The organism is Nonomuraea montanisoli (genome assembly GCF_013363975.1).
Taxonomy (GTDB): domain Bacteria; phylum Actinomycetota; class Actinomycetes; order Streptosporangiales; family Streptosporangiaceae; genus Nonomuraea; species Nonomuraea montanisoli.
Genome location: NZ_JABWGN010000001.1, coordinates 15830 through 29252 on the forward strand (window position 1 = coordinate 15830; position 13423 = coordinate 29252).

Annotated in this window: 11 protein-coding genes; 5 read left to right on the forward strand and 6 right to left on the reverse strand. The window is 75.5% G+C overall.

Going from position 1 to position 13423, the window contains the following annotated elements:
* Positions 1-13: 13 nt before the first annotated feature.
* From HTZ77_RS00060 to HTZ77_RS00070, 3 genes are read right to left on the reverse strand one after another with little or no spacing between them, the layout of a single operon-like run.
* A complete protein-coding gene (locus HTZ77_RS00060; protein WP_175587337.1) occupies positions 14-1072 on the reverse strand; it encodes a 2-oxo acid dehydrogenase subunit E2 in 1059 nt (352 codons plus the stop codon).
* Positions 1065-2069: an alpha-ketoacid dehydrogenase subunit beta gene (locus HTZ77_RS00065; protein WP_175587338.1), complete on the reverse strand. Its 1005-nt coding sequence runs from the start codon at positions 2067-2069 to the stop codon at positions 1065-1067. Before HTZ77_RS00065 ends, HTZ77_RS00060 begins: the two co-directional genes overlap by 8 nt.
* A complete protein-coding gene (locus HTZ77_RS00070; RefSeq protein ID WP_175587339.1) occupies positions 2066-2947 on the reverse strand; it encodes a thiamine pyrophosphate-dependent dehydrogenase E1 component subunit alpha in 882 nt (293 codons plus the stop codon). The genes HTZ77_RS00065 and HTZ77_RS00070 overlap by 4 nt, the downstream gene beginning before the upstream one ends.
* A 167-nt stretch (positions 2948-3114) precedes the next feature.
* Here HTZ77_RS00070 and HTZ77_RS00075 point away from each other — a divergent pair, with 167 nt between their 5' ends.
* Both HTZ77_RS00075 and HTZ77_RS00080 read left to right on the forward strand, forming a co-directional pair.
* Positions 3115-3573 (forward strand): hypothetical protein, encoded by a 459-nt coding sequence (locus tag HTZ77_RS00075; protein WP_175587340.1) that lies wholly within the window; start codon positions 3115-3117, stop codon positions 3571-3573.
* Positions 3574-3668: 95 nt separating this feature from the next.
* A complete protein-coding gene (locus HTZ77_RS00080) occupies positions 3669-4118 on the forward strand; it encodes an SRPBCC family protein (RefSeq protein ID WP_175587341.1) in 450 nt (149 codons plus the stop codon).
* Between the two features lie 112 nt (positions 4119-4230).
* On the opposite strand, the gene HTZ77_RS00085 is transcribed toward HTZ77_RS00080, so the two are convergent.
* From HTZ77_RS00085 to HTZ77_RS47965, 3 genes are all read right to left on the reverse strand, one after another.
* Positions 4231-7416, reverse strand: coding sequence for a BTAD domain-containing putative transcriptional regulator (locus HTZ77_RS00085; RefSeq protein WP_175587342.1), 3186 nt, complete (start codon positions 7414-7416; stop codon positions 4231-4233).
* Between the two features lie 118 nt (positions 7417-7534).
* On the reverse strand, positions 7535-7903 hold the full coding sequence (locus HTZ77_RS00090) for a nucleotide pyrophosphohydrolase (protein WP_175587343.1): 369 nt from the start codon (positions 7901-7903) through the stop codon (positions 7535-7537).
* A gap of 40 nt (positions 7904-7943) precedes the next feature.
* The gene (locus HTZ77_RS47965) at positions 7944-10742 is read right to left on the reverse strand and encodes a CHAT domain-containing protein (RefSeq protein WP_175587344.1); all 2799 of its coding nucleotides are present in this window, start codon (positions 10740-10742) and stop codon (positions 7944-7946) included.
* 168 nt (positions 10743-10910) lie between these two features.
* On the opposite strand from HTZ77_RS47965, the gene HTZ77_RS00100 reads away from it, so the two are divergent.
* The 3 genes from HTZ77_RS00100 to HTZ77_RS00110 all read left to right on the forward strand — a co-directional run bounded on the left by HTZ77_RS00100 (position 10911) and on the right by HTZ77_RS00110 (position 13378).
* Positions 10911-11501 carry an RNA polymerase sigma factor gene (locus HTZ77_RS00100; RefSeq protein ID WP_175587345.1) on the forward strand — a complete coding sequence of 197 codons (591 nt, stop codon included), beginning with the start codon at positions 10911-10913 and terminating at the stop codon, positions 11499-11501.
* Entirely contained in the window at positions 11494-12012 is a 519-nt protein-coding gene (locus HTZ77_RS00105; protein WP_175587346.1) for a hypothetical protein, read from the forward strand. The genes HTZ77_RS00100 and HTZ77_RS00105 overlap by 8 nt, the downstream gene beginning before the upstream one ends.
* A gap of 67 nt (positions 12013-12079) precedes the next feature.
* Complete coding sequence (locus HTZ77_RS00110; protein ID WP_175587347.1) at positions 12080-13378, forward strand: S8 family peptidase; 1299 nt, start codon at positions 12080-12082, stop codon at positions 13376-13378.
* Positions 13379-13423: the final 45 nt, after the last annotated feature.

Here is a 13423-nt window from a genome sequence, read left to right on the forward strand (position 1 = left end):
GAGGCACAGAGGCTCACAACTCCCCCGGTGACTCCAGCGACTCCTTCAGCGAATGGAGGAAGAGGACCGCGTCGCGGCCGTTGTTGAGGCGATGGTCGTAGGCGAGGCCGATCGTCGCCACCGTACGGTCGCCCTCCGGCTGCGGCGAGGCCAGGGCGAGGGCACAGGCGTGGCCCGGGGCGATGATCGGGACGGCCAGGACGATGTCCGGGTCGTGGTGCAGGGTGACCGCGATGTTCGCGCCCCGCAGGTCGGCCTCCTTGAACGTGCCGTGCTGGGCCTGCTTGCGGTAGGCCGTCATGGTCTCGGCGATCTCGGGGAGCCCCGGGCGGCCGCGGACGACCGGGACGTACAGGCCCGTGCCCAGGTCGATGGTCACCCCCACCGCGGGCGTCTCGGGGATCACGGCGGTCGCCTCGTCCACGAGTCCGGCGAAGAACATCGGGTGCCTGTCGTGCAGGGACGCGACCGCGGCGATGAGCAGGTCCGGGAGGCCGACCAGCTTGCGGAGTCGTCTGGTGAGGTCGCGGGTAAGGGCCAGGGCCGCTCCCACGTCCACCTTGATCGCGGTGTACGCGGCGGGGATGGTCCGGTGGGAGAGCGTCACGGTCCGTCCCACCGCCCTCTGGTGAACCGAGAGGGCCGCCTGCGAGGCTGAAGAGCCGGACGCGGCCAGGCGTTCGACGTCCGCGCGGCGCACCACCTTCACGTCCAGGGTGCGGACCAGCGCCGGGTCGAGGCCGAGGCTGTCGATGAGCTCCTGGGCCGGGGCCGTGACAATCGGTCCCCCTTCCTGCGATGCGAGGACCGGAGCGGGAGTCTGCGCGGCCGGCTCGGCACCATCACACGTGATCCGCGCCAACGGGTCGCCCGGGCGGCAGACGGCGCCCTGCGTGAGGAGGTGCGTGAGCGTGCCGTCCTCCTCCGCCGTCAGCTCCTCCACCGCCTTCGACGTCTCCAGCGTCGCCACCGGCTCGTCGCGCCGCACCGGCGCGCCGTCCGCGGCGAGCCACTCCAGCAGCGTGTACTCCGAGTCGTTGTTGTTGAGCTTCGGGACGCGGAGCTCACCCATGCAGACCCTCCAGTACGGCCGAGCGGATCGTCGTGTCCTGCACCAGCACCTCCCGCTCCAGGTGGACGGCCGTCGGGATGACGCTCGGGGCCGAACTGACCAGGGCGACGGGGCGGCGCAGCGTCCCCCACAGCCGCGTGTGCAGGCCGGCCGCGACGTGCTCGCCCCACGTGCCGCCGGCCGTGCCGTCCTCCGCGACGCACACGAGCCCGGTACGCGCCAGCAGCGGCACGAGCTCCGGCACCCCCGCCGGGTCGAACGGGTGCAACCGCGACGGCACGAGCAGCGCCCCCGCCAGGTCGTGCTCCAGCAGCAGCGTCCGCATGGCCGACACCGCCCGGTGGACGAGGCCGCCGGGGACGATCAGCGTGTAGTCCGGGTCGCCGCCGTCGGCCAGCTCCACCACGGCGACGTCGTCCACCGGCCGCCAGGCGAACAGCTCGTCCACGGCCCCCTCCCCGTACATGGGACGGGTGTAGAGGACCTTGTCCTCGAACAGCAGACACGGCTCGCCGAGCGCGAGCATGCGGTCGAGCACGGCGCGGTTGTCGTGGAACGGCGTCACCTCGAACAGCGACAACCCCGGAACCCCGAGGAAGTGCTTCTGCAGGGTCTGGCTGTGCGTGGGGCCGTAGCCGCGGTGGCCGCCGGAGGGGCAGCGGACGACCAGCGGCATGGGGACGCGCCGGCCGTACATGGTGACCGACTTGGCGGCGAAGTTCATGATCTGGTCGAACGCGAGGGCCGCGAAGTCGCCGAACATGATCTCGACCACGGCCTTCTCGCCTGCCAGCGCCAGCCCGGCGGCGGCGCCGGCGATGGCGCCCTCGCTCAGCGGCGTCGCGAGCACGCGGTCCGGGAAGCGCTCCGACAGCCCCTTGGTGATCTTGAAGGCGCCGCCGTACGGGTCGAGGATGTCCTCGCCGAGGACGTACACGGAAGAGTCGTCCCGAAGCAGCCCGTGCAGGGCCCGGTTGAGGTTCTCCCCCACTCTCATGAGCCACCCCACGACGCGGGAGGCCGGGCGGCGACCTCGGCGGCGACGCGCTCGACCCGGTCGTGGGCCGCGGCCTCGATCCGGGCCGACTGGGCGGGGTGGGCGGCCCGGTAGGCGGCGTACCAGTCGATCAGCGGCGCACCGGGCGGCCGGACGTCGTCGCCCTTGCTGTGCGGACCGAGCCGGTGGGTGCGGAACTCCAGCACCAGCGGCCCGGGATCGGTCCGCGCCTCCTCGATCAGCGGCGCCACCTCGCGCCTGACGGCGGCGACGTCCAGGTCGTCGAGCGCGTGGTGCCGGACGCCGAACGCCGCCGCCCGGCCCGCCACCGTGCCGGCCATCTGCGCCGACGTGGGCGTGGACTGGGCGATGCCGTTGTGCTCGACGACGACCAGGAGCGGCAGCCGCCAGAGCGCGGCCATGTTCAGCGCCTCGTACACCGCCCCCTCGCCCCAGGTGCCGTCGCCGATGTAGGCGCAGGCCAGGGCGCCGGGCTCGTGCCGTTTGAGGTGGAGCGCCACGCCGGCGGCCACGGGCAGGCTCTGCCCCTGCACGCCGGTGGACAGGTAGCGCCCGCGCCGCAGGTGCTGGCTGCCGCCCACCCCGTCGCAGACGGCCCCCTTACGGCCCATGATCTCGGCCAGCAGCCCCTCGGGGTCGTCGAAGCGGGCCAGGTAGTGGCCGTGGCCGCGGTGGTTGCTGAAGATCCAGTCGCTGTCGCGGAGCAGGGGCCGCAGCGAGACGGGGACGTACTCCTGCCCGAGGCAGGTGTGGGTGGTGCCGTTGAGCTCCCCCTGCGCGAAGAGCGCGAGCAGCTTCCGCTCGAAGCAGCGGATCAGCAGGAGCAGTGCCAAGTCCTCGTCAGCCAGCCCGTTCATAGGCCCCTTTGAGTCCCCGAAAATCGCGGAAAAAGCCCGAAAAATCCCTGGAAAGGCTATCCAACCGTGCCTATCCCGTCCACAGTCTCGATCACGCGGCGCGTCCCCTCGACGTAAGTGCCGAACGGGCTTCTGATCGCTCCCCGTACGGGACTACCTTCTGATCCATGACCCCTCTGGAGCCACTGAGATCCCCCTACCGGCCCCGCCGGACCCGGTCCTTAGGCGTGACGATGACGGCCGGGTGGAGCGTGAAGGTCATCGGCATCACCGCGGAAGAGGAGCTGCCCGACGACTTCGAGGTGGAGGCCGCGCTGCAGGCGGCCGAGCAGGACCTGCCCGAAGGGGGCGGGGTGGCGTTCGTCATCGTGGACCGCGGCACCGACGCGCTGTGGGCGAGCGTCTGCTGGTGGCGCTCCGACATCCTGTTCCAGCGGATGTGGCGGGCCGAGCGGGGCTCGACCGACCTGCGCCGGATGCCGCTCGACGCGCCGATCGGCTGCGTCTGGCAGTTGGTGGCCATCGACTGCGAACGGCGGGCCTGGGTCGAGCACGTGCTGGCCCGGCCGCACGACCCCGACCTCACCGGCTACCTGGCCGCCGACCCCATGGTGGAGGCGACCTGACGGACGGCCTTAAGGACGCCGGAAGAGGATCGTAAGGCGGCCCCGGCATCGTGGGACACGTCAGACGGACGAACCCGCGAACGAAAGGCACGACGATGACGCAGACCGCGCAGTTCGAGATCACCCGGGTCCTCGACGCCCCCCGCGAGGAGGTCTACGCCGCCTGGACCGAGCCGCGGCGCCTGTCCCGCTGGTTCGGCCCCCGTTCCTTCACCGCCCCGGCCGAGCGGATCGTCGCCGACGTCCGGCCGGGCGGCGCGTGGCAGGTGGTCCTGGTCGGCGAGGGCGGCTTCGAGGCCCCGCTCGGCGGCACCTACCGCGAGGTGGACGGCCCCGGCCGGCTGGTCTTCACCACCGGCGACCCGGACAACCCGGGCGACGGCCCCGCCTCGGTGGTCACGCTGGAGCTGACCGAGACGGACGGCAGGACCGCGATGCGCTTCCACCAGTTCGGGGTCAACACCGACGAGGAGCATGCCCGGCAGGCCAAGGCGGGCTGGACCGAGTTCTTCGACCGGCTGGCCGAGCACGTGGCCCAGGCATGACGACCCGCCTCAGGCCGGCCGCCCAAAGGCCCGCCGCTCGGAGGCCCGCCGCTCGAAGGCCCGCCCCTCGAAGGCCCGCCCCTCGAAGGCCCGCCCCTCAAAGGCCCGCCCCTCACAGTCCGAGCGCGTCGGCCGGTTTGAGCCGGCCGCCCTCCTCGTACAGCGCGTCGAACGCCTCCTCGCCCAGCGCCGCGCGCACCCGCTCGACGACGCGCCCGATCTCCTCCGCCTGCGACGGCCCCGCCGGCATCTGGCTGGCCTCGCGGGCGGCGGCGGCCAGCCCGAGCAGCCGCGCGGCCCGCTCGGGCGAGCCGAGGGCGGCCAGCGCGGAGGCGACCCCGTCCACGGCGGACGCGACGGTGGCCGGGTCGCCGACCCGCTGCGCCGCGGTCAGCGCCTCCTGGTGCAGCGCGCGGGCCTGCTCCGCGTCGCCGAGCCGTTCGCGCAGGTATCCCAGTTCGACGAGGGTGCTGGGCAGGTGCAGCGCGGGCTCGGCGTCGGGGTGGCGCGGCACGCCTTCGAGCAGGTGCAGCAGGTGCCGCTCGGCCACGTCGAGCCGCCCGGCCCGGCGCGCGGCGAAGGCGAGGCCCATCTCGGCCATGACCGTGCCCTCGCGGAAGCCCTGCTCGACCGACAGCCGCAGCGCCCGGCCGCACAGCTCCATCGCCTGCTCGTAGTCGCCGCTCTGCAGCGCGTTCCAGCCCAGCCACGCCGTACGGCGGGCGGCCTCGTTGCCCATCCCGAGCTCCTCGGCCACCCGCAGCCCGTCCTCGAACAGCCGACTGGCCGCATCGGCGTCGCCCTTCATCGCGGCGAGGCCGGCCAGCCACTCCGTGGCCTGGAGCAGCCCCCACCGGTCGCCGAGCTTGTCGAAGAGGCGGACGCTCTCCTCGCTGTCGCGTTCGAGGGCGACCACGTCGCGGGCGGTGAAGGCGTCGCGGGCCCGCTTGCTGAGGGCCGCGGCGACGCCCCATTCGTCGCCGATCGCGCGGAACGTGGTCAACGCTCCGCCCACCAGCTCCTGCGCCGTCGGCAGGTCGGAGGTCGCCATGCCGAGGAAGAGCTCGGCCCTGGCCCTCTCGCGAGGGTCGGCGACGGCGGCGGTGTCCCAGGTGGCCTCGTCGCCGAGGATCATCGTGAACCCGGCCCGCCAGGCCGCCGCCCGCGCCCGGCCGGGCGCCTCGCCGTGGAGGGCGAGGGCCGTCTCCAGCGAGCGCCTGGCCTCGCCGGGCCTGCCACGCAGGTACCAGTACCAGCTCAGCGCGTTGACCAGGCGGATCGCGGTGTCCGCGTCGTGGCCGCGGGCCGCCGTCTCCAGGGCCGCGCGCAGGTTCGCCGCCTCGGCGTCGAGCCGTTGCAGCCACGCGCGCTGGTCGTGCCCGTACAGGGCGGGCTCCGCCTGCTCGGCGAGGGCCAGGTGGTGGCGGGCGTGGGCGCGCCGCACGTCCTCCAGCTCCCCGGCCTCGGCCAGGCGGTCCAGGCAGTACTCGGACACCGACTCCAGCAGCCGGTACCGCACGCCCGCCGCGCCCTCGACGACCACCACCAGCGACCGGTCCACCAGCCGGGCGAGCACGTCGATGACGTCGAGCTCCGCCAGCTCGTCTAGATGGTCGCCGGCGCAGACCTTCTGGGCCGCCTCCAGCGTGCACCCGTCGGCGTGGACGGCCAGGCGGCGCAGCACCACCCGCTCGGGCGGCGTCAGCAGGTTCCAGCTCCAGTCGATGACCGCGGTCAGCGTCTGCTGGCGGGCCGGCGCGCCGCGGTGACCGGCGGCGAGCAGCCGGAACCGGTCGTCCAGCCGCGCCACCACGCCCCGCACGCCGAGCGCCCGCACGCGGGTGGCGGCCAGCTCCAGCGCGAGCGGGATGCCGTCGAGCCGGCGGCAGAGCCGTACGACCGCCTCGGCGTTGTCCGCGTCGAGCGCGAAGCCGCGCGTGGAGGCGGCGGCACGGGCCACGAACAGGCGCACGGCGTCGGACCCCTCCGCGGCGGCCAGCGCGACGGCGGGAGAGGCGCCGAGGACGGCGTCGAAGGCGGTGAGGTCGGGCACGCCGAGCGGCGGCACGCTCCACAGCGTCTCGCCGGGCAGGGCCAGCGGCTCGCGGCTCGTGGCCAGCACCCGCATCCCCGGTACGGCCCGCAGCAGCGCCTCGGCCAGCTCGGCGACCCGTTCGACCACGTGCTCGCAGTTGTCCAGCACGAGCAGCAGCTCGCGGGCGCGCAACGCCTCGCTGAGCCGCGCCGCGGGCGCCGCGCCCTCGGTGCCCTCGCGGATGCCGAGCGCCTCCATGACGGCCTCGGCGGGCGAGCCCGTGGCGTGGTCGAGCGCGGCCAGCTCGACCAGCCAGGCGCCGTCGGCGTACGCGCCGGACAGCCGGTGGGCGACCTCCAGCGCGAGCCGGGTCTTGCCGACGCCGCCGCTGCCGGTCAGCGTGACCAGCCGCTCGTCCTCCAGCAGCGCGGCGACCTCGGCGACCGCGTCGTCACGGCCGATCAGCCGGCTGACGGGGGCGGGCAGGTTGGTGGGCGGCAGCTCGGCCGCGGCGCTGAGCGCGGGGTCCTGGCCGAGGATCGCCTGGTACAGCTCGGCCAGCTCGCGGCCGGGGTCGAGGCCGAGCTCCTCGGCCAGCCGCTCGCGCAGCTCGGTGTAGCTGGCCAGCGCCTCGCTCTGCCGTCCGGCCCGGTACAGGGCGCGCATGTGGACGGCGCGCAGCCGCTCCCGCAGCGGGTGGCGGGCGACGAGGTCGCCCAGCTCGCCCGCGAGCAGCCCGTGCTCGCCCAGCTCCAGGCGCGCCTCGGCGTGCCGCTCCAGCGCGGCCAGGCGCTGCTCCTCCAGGCGGACGATCGCCGCCCTGGTGAAGTCCTCGTCGGCGAAGTCGGCGAACGCGGCCCCCCGCCACAGCCCCAGCGCCTCCGCCAGCAGCGCGGCCGTGGCGCGCGGGCCGTCGGCCGTCTCGGCGCGCGCCACCAGGTCGGTGAAGCGGGCGGCGTCCACGGTCCCGGGCCCGGCCTGGAGAAGGTAGCCGGGAGCGCGGGAGACGACGAGGTTCTTGCCTCCGGGCTCGGCGTCCTCCAGCGCCCTGCGCAGCTGGGACACGCGCACCTGGAGCGCGCCGGCCGGGTTGCCCGGCGGCTCGCCGCTCCACAGGTCGTCCACCAGCCGGTCGGCGGACACGACGTGCCCCTCGCTGACGAGGAGGTCGGCGAGGAGCGCACGCACCTTCAGGCCGGGGATCGCCACGCTCTCCCCGGCGTCGGTCCAGACGGCCAGCGGGCCGAGCACGCCGAATCGCATGCCCGTCACCTTATGCGCGACCGTAAGCCGGCGAGAAGCGCGCCGGACGCCCCTTCCACCACTGTGCAGACATGGAGATCACCCAGCTGAACACCACGGCGGCCGTCGCCCGCGTCGGTCAGTGTCCGGGGTCGGGCGGCGGCTTGGGCGCCTTCCTGGCCGAGCCGCGGTAGAGCCCGGCATCGTAGCGGCGCTCGTTCTCGTCCAGCTTGGCCCGGGCCGCCTCCACCAGGTCGATCCCGAGGACGTCGGCCAGCCGCACCAGGTAGGCCGTCACGTCGCCGAGCTCCCCGCGGACCCGGTCGAGCGTGGCGGGGTCGAGGCTCGCCGACTCGTCCGGCGTGAGCCACTGGAACTCGGCCACCAGCTCGCCCGCCTCGCCGGCCAGCGCCATCGCGAGGTTCTTCGGAGTGTGGAACTGCTCCCAGTCGCGGGCCCGGGCGAACGCGCGCAGCCGCGCGGCCAGGTCCTCCAGCTCGGTGCTCACGTGCGCCGACCCTACCCCCCTCGCCACCGGGAAGGTCCGCTCATGCGCCCGGCGGGTCCATCCGGGCGTCCGCGCCGATGCAGACGAAGCCCGCCGAGGCCCCCGGCAGGTCGCCCGAGACCTCCCGCTGCGCCTCGGCCAGCGCCGTGGCGGCGGAGTGCCCGGCGGCCAGCAGGCGGTGCAGGGCCACCATGGGCGAGGCCGTCTCGGCGTCCGGCACGGGGACCACCGAGGCGATGACCGTACGGGCGCCGTGGGCGAGGAACGTGGCGCTCAGCCCCAGCAGCTCGTCACCGGCGCGGACGATGGACCGGCCGCTCTCGCACGCCGCCAGCACCACCACGCGCGGGGCGCGGCGCAGCCGTTCGAGGTCGTAGAGGGTGAGCGGGCCGTCCGACAGGTGCAGCGAGGAGAACAGCGGATGGGCCGCGTGCAACCGGCCGTGCGCCGCCAGGTGCGCGAGCCGCGCCCCGTCGAGCCCCGCGAGCACGGCGTCCGCCCCGGCGCCGACCCCCGTGAGCGCGTCCACGCCGTGGAGGCGCGCCACCGCCTCGGCCTCCCCCAGCGCCCCCGGCAGCCCGGGCCCCGCCACGACCAGCACGTGCCCGCCCGCCTCGCCGTCGCGGGGAGGAGGGGCGCAGGCGGCGGCGTACCAGAGCGTCGCCGACGGCGAGACGGTCGTCGGCCGGCCGGCGCAGGACGGCAGGATCGACCAGGGCAGCGCCTGGAGCGGCCCCGTGGGGATCACGACGAGCGGCCGGTCGCCGACAGCGGCCGCGAGCGGGCGCAGCAGCGCGGCGTCGAGGCGGCCCGCCGCGTGCCGGAGCAGCTCCGCCGCCGCGTCGCGGTTGGCGGCGGACGTGCGGCGGGCCAGGCGGCGCAGCGCGAACGGCACCCGGTCGACCAGGTCCCTGACCGGCGCGACGGGCCCGAGGTGGTGCAGCGACAGCCGGCCGCCCGCGATGGTGACCGCGTGCAGCTCCCCCTCCAGCAGCACGAACTCGACCAGGGCCGCGTCACCGAGCGCCCCCGACAGCATGGCCGCGCCCGCCTGCCGGGCCCCGGGCGACGCCGGGCCCCCGGCGGGCAGGCGGCGGTGGTGGTCGCGGATCTCGCGTTCCAGCGCCAGGCGGCGCTGGTCGAGCCGGCCGGTGGGCCGCCCGGCCCGGCGCAGCTCGTTGATCTCCCCCATGACGGACCGCAGCTCGGTGAGCGCCCTGGCCAGGCCGGGATCGTCGGGCGGATGGACCGGCGGCATCAGCAGGTGACTGGCCCGCCCCTCCTCCGCCCAGGCCAGCACCGCCTCGGCCCGGCCGCCGCGCAGCGCCACGCCGAGGCCGAGCGCGGCCAGGTCGAGCCGGTACTGGCCGCTGTAGGCGCGCAGGTCGGTCGCGCCCAGCGTGGCCCGGTGCTCGTCCAGCACGCGCAGCCCGGCCCGGGCGGCGGTGGCCGCGCCCCGCTCGTTGCCGCGGGTGAGGCGCAGCAGCGCGGTGGCGTGCCAGGCGCGGGCCCGGGTCAGGGCGGGGCCGCCGAAGCGCGGCCGGGCTGCCTGTTCGAGCTGCCGCCGCGCCTGGGCGACCCGGCCGCGCTCCAGCGCCAGCCGGGCGGCGAGCACCCGGGCCTCCACGGCCGCGCCCGGCCAGCCCGCCGCGTCCAGCTCCACCGCCGCCCGCTCCAACCTCCCCGGAGCCGGCGCCCGCTCCAACCTCCCGGAAGCCGCCGGGCCCCGCTCGATGGCCGCCGGGTGCGCGCCGCCACGGGGCCGGTCGGCGCCCGTCGCCGGGTACGCCGCGAGCGAGCGCAGCACCGCGAACCTGGCCAGCGCCGCCCACTCCGGCCGGCCCTGCCGGGTGAACTCGGTGACGGCGCGCCTGGCCTCCCGCACGGCCTCGCCGTCGTCCCCGTCCAGCCCCGCCGTACGGGCCAGCAGCAGCCGCACCTCCGGCAGGCCGATCGTCCGGCGCGTCCGCTGGAGCCGGTCCACCGCCTCCCGTGCCGCCAGCCGCGCCTCCGACACCAGGCCCACCGACAGCAGCAGCTCCCCCCGATCCGCCAGCAGCCAGCCGAGCTGGTGGGTGCCCAGCGCGCGGAAGCGCTCCTCGGCGCGGTCGAAGCAGGCGAGCGCGGCGGGCACGTCGCCCCGCAGGGCGCTCACCCAGCCGAGGTTCAGCCGGACGATGGCCAGCGACAGGTCGAGGTCCAGCGCGGTGCACAGGTCCTCCGCCTCGCGCAGGTCCGACTCGGCGGCGGTGAGCTCCTGCCGGTAGCCGTGCATGACGGCCCGGTTCGACAGCACACGCTGGAGCCACAGGTGGTCGCCGGCGCGGCGCAGCACCGGGACGGCGGCGCGATAGCCCGCCATGGCGTCCTCGGCCCGGCCGAGATGGTTGAACACGGCCGCCCGCTGCGCCTCGGCGCGGGCCCGCAGGACGCCGTGCAGCACGGGCAGCAGCTCGTCGAGCTCGTCGAGCGCGACCTGCGGCCGGCCGCGCAGGCTGGTGACGAACGCCAGCCGGATGCGCGCCTCCGCGGCCTGCTCGGGCAGACCGGCCCGCTCGCCGAGCCGGATCGCGGCCCGGAAGTGGCGCGCGGCGGTGGTCAGGTCGAGCAGGTGGACGGCGGCCACGCCCAGCGCGCGCTCGGCGGCGGACTCCAGGGCGGCGTCCCCCTCGGCGCGGGCCGCCCTGGCGACCCTGGCCGCGACGGGACGCAGCCGCCCGGGGTCGGCCTCGGCCAGCCGCAGCAGCGTCTCGGCCCGGCCGGCGGGGACGGGCGGGCGGGCGGTGGAGACGAGCGTGCGGGCGGGCGTCTCGGCGCTGCCGGTGGGGGTCGGCGTCACCCTTCAGGAGTCTGGCGGAACATCGTCCGCCTGTGATGTATCAGCCGGGCGACAGCGCCCTCCACGTGAACGAGAGGCTGTTGCCGTACGGCGACGGAGTCCCGACAATACGAGCTCAGGGAGACGCCGCGCTTCGCCTCGGTGGTCCCTCCGGAGGGGAGGCGCCCCATGCGCGATGACCCGATCGTCATCGCCCTGGTCACCCGTGCCCGCAAGGGCGACCAGGGCGCGTGGAACGAGCTGGTGGAGCGCTACCTCCCGCTCGTCTGGTCGATCTGCCGCCGCTACCGCCTGTCGCGGCCCGACGCCGACGACGTCGCGCAGACCGTCTGCCTGCGCCTGGTCGAACACCTGGCCGTCCTGCGCGTCCCCGCCGCCCTGCCGGGATGGCTGGCCGTCACCACGCAGCGCGAATGCGTCCGCCTCCTGCGGGCAGTACGCAGACGCGAGGTCACCGAGCAGCCGATGAACGACGACCTCGCGGACGACGACGAGGCCACGGCGATGATCGAGCAGGAGCTGGAGCGGGCGGAGCGCCACGCGGCCTTACGGGCCGCCTTCGCCCAGTTGCCCGCCATGTGCAGGGAGCTGCTCACGCTGCTCATGCGCGACCCACCCCTGCCGTACGCGGAGATCGGCCGGCGGCTCGGCACGCCGGTCGGCGGGATCGGGCCGAGACGCGCCCGGTGCCTGGACAGGCTGCGCCAGAGCCCGTACCTGCACGATCACCTCGGCCCGGAAGGCGGCGGTCATGTCTGAGCGGCGGTGGGGCGACGCCCCCGAGAGCCGGCGGGGCGACGACCCCGGCCGGACCGGGCGGTCCTGGAGCGACGAGGAGATCCTGGCGGAGCTGGCCGTCGCGATGCGGGCGGTCGAGGAGGTGCCGCGGGAGGTCGTCGCGTCGGCGCAGGCGGCGTTCACCTGGCGCTCCATCGACGACGAGCTGGCCCGGCTGGCCTACGACTCCGAGACGGACGGTGAGCGGACGGCCGCGCTCACCCGGTCGGAGTCGGCGCCGCTGCGGGCGCTCACGTTCGTCTGCCAGTCGCTGACGATCGAGCTGGAGGTGGCCGGCGACGCCCTCGTCGGGCAGATCGTGCCGGGCCAGGCGACCGACATCAACGTGCGCGTCCTGTCGGGGGTCACGGCCACGGTGCGCAGCGACGAGGTGGGCGGTTTCACGATCAGGCCCATCCCGGACCACCCGTTCCACCTGCAGTGCCGCACCGGCGACGGGGTCAGGGTGTCGACGAGCTGGATCACCCTCTGACGGAACGGTGTATCAGGGGACGACTCGCGCCCTCTCTCCATACGAGCCGTACCGAAGGAGGAACGCCATGCCGTACGCCGAGGGCGCCACGAGGACCGACCGCTACCTCGACGACCAGCTCGTGGCCGAGACCCGGGACGAGGGGCCGGTCCTGGCCGCGCTGGAGGGCTTCCTGGCCGCGCCGCCCGACCGGGATCTCGTGCTCGGCCTGACCAGGGTCCAGGTGGGCGATCTCAGCCGCTTCCCCTTCGCCCGGGACCTGGACGAGCGGATGATCGCCGAGGCCCGCGCCGCGGGGCTGCCGCCGGGCGCGCCCCCGCCGACCGACCTCGACCGGCTGCTGTTCCACCTGCGCGACCGGCTGCGCAACGGCTCCTGGGTGCCGCGCATGGCCAAGGTCCGCATGCACGCCGACGGCCTGCCGTACACGGGCGGCCTCGACGGCAACCCGCGGCGGCTGTCCGGCGAGCCCGACGTGGTCATCCCGGCCCGCTCGACCTACCAGGGCCCCCGCGTGCGGGTCGGCATCCTGGACGGCGCCTTCTACCGCCACCCCGCCCTCGCCGGGCACTACCTGGCCGACTCGGCGGCGTTCGGCGAGCAGGAGCGGCCGGACGCGCCCGCCACGATGGGGCACGCCGTCCACCTGGCCGGGATCGTGGCCCGGCAGGCGCCCGGGGCCGACATCGTGATCCGCCAGGCGCTGAACGAGGAGAACCAGGTCGACTCGTGGTCGCTGGCCAAGGCGATGGTCCTGTTCCGGGGCGAGGTGCACATCCTGCTCACCGCGCTCGGCGGCACCACCTGGGACGGCAGGGCGCCGTTCGTGCTGGAACGGGCCGAGTCGCGGCTCGGATGCCTGCACGTGGCCAGCGCCGGCAACTGGGGGCTGCCCGTGACGCGGCCCTACCCGAGCCCGACGCGCGACAGCACGATCTACCCGGCCGCGCTGCCCGGGGTGATCGCCGTGGGCGCCCTGGACGAGAAGGGCGAGCGGGCGCCGTACTCGCAGTCGGCGCCGTGGATCAGCCTCATGGCGCCCGGGGAGCACGACGGGTTGTTCCTGCGGCGGGCGTCCCTGGTGGAGCGCAACGCCCAGGGCGTCCTGGTCGTCAGCAAGTACGAGCGGCCCGTGGACTTCGGCGGGTACGCGAGCTGGGCCGGCACGTCGGCCGCCGCGGCGTACGTCGCGGGCGCGCTGGCCGCCCTGGTGATGGCCAGGGGGGTGACCGCCCAGGAGGCGGCCGAGACGCTGCTGTCGGGCGATCCCGGGCTGGCCGGGACGGTCCCGGCGACCGGAGGCGTCCGCCGGTACTCGGCGCAGCAGGACGCGTACGGGCACGAGCCCGCCTCCACCGCCTACTGAGCCCGCCTCCTGACGCGGAGGCGAGGGCGCCTCCCGCTCGAGTCA

What these genes read in the sequence shown, in the direction of transcription:
- HTZ77_RS00060 (WP_175587337.1), bottom strand. Translation starts at nt 1,072, where the DNA reads ATGGGTGAGCTCCGCGTCCCGAAGCTCAACAACAACGACTCGGAGTAC.
- HTZ77_RS00065 (WP_175587338.1), bottom strand. Translation starts at nt 2,069, where the DNA reads ATGAGAGTGGGGGAGAACCTCAACCGGGCCCTGCACGGGCTGCTTCGG.
- HTZ77_RS00070 (WP_175587339.1), bottom strand. Translation starts at nt 2,947, where the DNA reads ATGAACGGGCTGGCTGACGAGGACTTGGCACTGCTCCTGCTGATCCGC.
- HTZ77_RS00075 (WP_175587340.1), top strand. Translation starts at nt 3,115, where the DNA reads ATGACCCCTCTGGAGCCACTGAGATCCCCCTACCGGCCCCGCCGGACC.
- HTZ77_RS00080 (WP_175587341.1), top strand. Translation starts at nt 3,669, where the DNA reads ATGACGCAGACCGCGCAGTTCGAGATCACCCGGGTCCTCGACGCCCCC.
- HTZ77_RS00085 (WP_175587342.1), bottom strand. Translation starts at nt 7,416, where the DNA reads ATGCGATTCGGCGTGCTCGGCCCGCTGGCCGTCTGGACCGACGCCGGG.
- HTZ77_RS00100 (WP_175587345.1), top strand. Translation starts at nt 10,911, where the DNA reads ATGCGCGATGACCCGATCGTCATCGCCCTGGTCACCCGTGCCCGCAAG.
- HTZ77_RS00105 (WP_175587346.1), top strand. Translation starts at nt 11,494, where the DNA reads ATGTCTGAGCGGCGGTGGGGCGACGCCCCCGAGAGCCGGCGGGGCGAC.
- HTZ77_RS00110 (WP_175587347.1), top strand. Translation starts at nt 12,080, where the DNA reads ATGCCGTACGCCGAGGGCGCCACGAGGACCGACCGCTACCTCGACGAC.